Raw genomic sequence first — 2559 nt, forward strand, 5'->3', positions numbered from 1 at the left:
ACCTGCGCCAACTCATCACTAAGCGCAGACATTGTCATCTGTTTATCCATGGTCTTATTATATCACTTCTGGCAGTATCGCGCCTACTTTTCTGTGCGGTATTGCCTTAATTTAAGCTCAGTGTATATATCTGATCTCCGAGAATATATTCCAATCTTTAAAACTCTGTGTTACTATCTACTACTATAGAAATATTTTTCCAAAGCAAGTAGTATTTTAGTGCTTCGCCGGTATGTTTGACAGTTATGAAAATTCGGATATTTATTTGAGAATTACACTGCCGCATGGTATACTTTAGGTGACAAGAATATGGAAAATAATATCCAATGACAGAACACAGTTTCGACTCTGGACAGGAGGATGATGCTATGAAACTGGGAGAAGTCAGAAAAGCAGCCTGGGCGCAGATGGACAGTCTGATGCAGCGCAAGAAGGTGTTGCAGACCATGCTGGAAAACGAGGCGGCCGGCGGCACAGTGCCGCCGCAGTTTGATCGGGTGGAAGTTTCCAAGGAACTCTCTGCCATCGAGGATGCGTATAAGGAGACTCAAGCGGTTGCCGATCATCTGAACCAGATGGATGCCGCCATTCAAAATGCGGAAATTGCCCGGCAGCAGGGCGAGGTTATCAGCGAGGCCGCTGAGGATTTTATAAAGATTCTGGAGGTCTACCGCCGGATTTCTAAGGGTGATAAAGTTCCGCCAGCCGATGAAAAGCGGCTCATGGACTACAGCTATGAGATGTACGCTGCCGCCAAAAACATGGCCATGATGGTGGAAAATAAGGAGCGGAAAGAACACGACTCCCTCTGGGAGGACGAGGAGGCACCGGAGGAGCCAACCGATCCGGCAGAGCTGGCGGCCAACACCGAAGTTGGCAACCCGCTGGCCGCAGTGGAAGTGCCGTCCAAGGATGCACCGGAAACCGGACAGTGACATCGTGGCAATGGAATCACCCCATGATATCCTACTGTAGCTTGGGGCATCATGGGGTATTATTTTCGGGGAAAGGAATTTCCTTGACTTTCTTGGGGTATTGTTTTATCGGCAAAATAAAACTGTAAATATGATTGAAAATTGCCGATAAAAGCGTATAATGAAAGAGAGGTGATGACCCCAATGCAGATTTGTTCTGTTGCGGAAATGGCGAAAAAATGGAATATTTCCGAACGAAGTGTGCGGAATTATTGTGCAGAAGGCCGTATACACGGTGCGATACTGGTGGGTAAGACATGGAAAATTCCTGCCGATGCGGAAAAACCGACACGCCGCAAAAGAGGACAGAGTAGCCTTTCCCCGCTGCTGGAGCGGCTGCAGCAGGAGCAGGCCAGTCGGCAGCGTGGCGGTATTTATCATAAAATCCAGATTGAGCTGACGTACAACTCCAATCATATGGAGGGAAGCCGTTTGACCCAGGAACAGACGCGGTTTATCTACGAAACCAACTCCATCGGTGTCACCGAAGAAAGTATAGATGTGGATGATGTGATGGAAACCGCCAATCATTTCCGATGCATTGACCTGATAATCCAGAAAGCCAGTACGCCGCTGACCCAGGAACTGGTGCTGGAGCTGCACAAAATTCTGAAAACGGGTACGTCGGACAGCCGTTTGGACTGGTTTGCTGTTGGTGCATACAAAAAGATACCCAACGAAGTGGGTGGGTGTGAAACGACGCCGCCACAAGAAGTGGCGGTCGCCATGCAGTATCTGTTGAAGCAGTACGATAATGCCGGAGAAAAGCAATTAGAGGATCTGCTGGATTTCCATGTGCGCTTTGAGCGGATTCACCCGTTCCAGGATGGCAATGGCCGGGTGGGGCGGCTGATTTTGTTCAAGGAGTGTCTCCGGTATGGTGTGGTTCCCTTTGTGATTCAAGATGACTTGAAGATGTTCTATTACCGGGGGCTGAGCCAATGGGGACAGGAAAACGGCTACTTGCTGGACACTTGCCTGGCGGCACAGGATCGGTTCAAAAAATACCTCCAGTATTTCGGAATACCATTTTAGAAAAAATTTACCCTTGTAAAGAACTGAAGTACATGGTATAATGGAGACACTACAGAGGAAATTTTACAGATTTTTGGGTGGGAAGTATACTGCCGCAAATCCAGGGAAGTGGGCAGTGGGTCACAGCAAAACGGTGATACTGTTTTGATACTAAGAAATTTTGTAAACACAAATAGCAGATATAAAGTCGCTAAAAATATAGGTGAGATGTCTGCTAATGAATTGAAAATTTACTTCCAAATATAGGAATTTGTCGAGTGGGAATAAGTAAAAACTGTATTTCAGAGCCCGGAAAGCACTGAAAATACAGGGTTTTTCAAAATCCCAAAGGCGTATTGATTGCAAAATGATTGCACTGCATTCCAAGCGGTTATTCTAATGGTTATTGGACGCCGGTGGAATGTATGTGACAGGATGCGACAAGATTCCGAATTCTTAACAGGGTCAATCCCAAATTCCGTGTAAACACCATTTAAGGTGCGAATAGAGCAAAATTTATTCAGGGCGGTAGCCGGGGAAATCCGGCTGCCGCCGTTTCGCCTTTTCAACA

The 2559-nt window shown here is 46.9% G+C and carries 3 protein-coding genes; 2 read left to right on the forward strand and 1 reads right to left on the reverse strand.

Going from position 1 to position 2559, the window contains the following annotated elements:
- Window positions 1-368: 368 nt before the first annotated feature.
- Together ACTQ33_RS17005 and ACTQ33_RS17010 are read left to right on the forward strand one after the other, a co-directional pair.
- Window positions 369-935 carry a hypothetical protein gene (locus ACTQ33_RS17005; protein ID WP_441465675.1) on the forward strand — a complete coding sequence of 189 codons (567 nt, stop codon included), beginning with the start codon at window positions 369-371 and terminating at the stop codon, window positions 933-935.
- Window positions 936-1142: 207 nt separating this feature from the next.
- Window positions 1143-2009: a Fic family protein gene (locus ACTQ33_RS17010; RefSeq protein ID WP_441465677.1), complete on the forward strand. Its 867-nt coding sequence runs from the start codon at window positions 1143-1145 to the stop codon at window positions 2007-2009.
- Window positions 2010-2290: 281 nt separating this feature from the next.
- Here ACTQ33_RS17010 and ACTQ33_RS17015 read toward each other — a convergent pair.
- The coding region (locus ACTQ33_RS17015) for a hypothetical protein (protein WP_441465676.1) at window positions 2291-2559 on the reverse strand (269 nt) is incomplete at its 5' end.

The sequence above is a fragment of the Candidatus Avoscillospira sp. LCP25S3_F1 genome (assembly GCF_052117125.1).
In the GTDB taxonomy this organism is placed as follows: Bacteria; Bacillota; Clostridia; order Oscillospirales; family Oscillospiraceae; genus Avoscillospira_A.